At 60.8% G+C, this 1,004-nt stretch carries 1 protein-coding gene; it reads right to left on the minus strand.

The genetic code is table 11. The annotated features are described in order from the left end of the window. Positions 1-419: VOC family protein (locus AC0L2B_RS00180; protein WP_473743634.1), on the minus strand; the 419-nt coding region annotated here is incomplete at its 3' end. Positions 420-1,004: the final 585 nt, after the last annotated feature.

The following is a 1,004-nucleotide window of genomic DNA, read 5'->3' on the forward strand; positions in this document are numbered from 1 at the left end:
AGTCCGATGAGGAGCCCTTCAGGCCCACGGATGTAGCAGAGCCGATACGCGTCTTTATACTGGACTACTTCGCCTTCGAGCTGCGCGCCGCGATTGCGGAGCCTTTCAAGCGTCTCGTCGATGTCGTCCACGGCGAACATGACACGGAGGTAGCCTAGGGCGTTGACCGGGGCGTTCCGGTGATCTGCGACGACAGGCGGCGTGAGGAAGCGGGAGAGCTCGAGCCGGCTGTGGCAGTCCGGTGTGCGCAGCATGGCAATCTCGACACGCTGATCGCCCAGTCCAGTGACACGTCCGGCCCATTCTCCTTCGATCGTGGCCCGCCCTTCGAGCTCGAGGCCGAGTTCGCGAAAAAAATCGATCGTCCCTCCGAGGTCTTCGACGACGATTCCTACGTTGTCCATCCGCTTGAGCGCCATGTTTCGAATCTCCAGGGTGTCGTTCCAATCTACAAGGTGTCGCCCAATCTAACAGCGGACGCTTGAGGTGCCCGCAACACCGATAGATGATGACATGTGGACGTGCGGTCGTGTCCACATGTCTACAATTCTGCGGCCCCACGGGGCTAAGGACAGGCATCACGAACGGATGTGGTGAGAGCGCCACACGCAGCAACCGAACCCGCCGCACGTCGTGCCGATGCGGAGGCGCATGAGCGCGGCCCTACTGATGCCGCGCGAGCCGGTCCATGGGTGCGTTTGTTTCGGCCAAACTAGCCAGCGCTTGCTCGACTTTTTGAGCCGAGGCGTCAGTGCGCTTGATGTGCCGGATCATTTGCTGCCTCAACCGCGCGAGCCTTTCCGCGCGATATACATCGCCGTATCTCGCAGTTTCAAGGTGGAGGGTCGCGAGCCTCATGGGCGACGATTCCGATTATCTAGCAGTAGAAATTCGCGAATCCGCCTTTCGTTCCGATGTCCGACCTTGCCCTCGCAAAGGCTGGCCGGACGGCCGCGACGAATGAGCCGCATCCCTGCCAAAAGAGAGATCGTCCGCTGATGCTG

It is taken from the genome of Mesorhizobium sp. WSM4815, assembly GCF_055811575.1.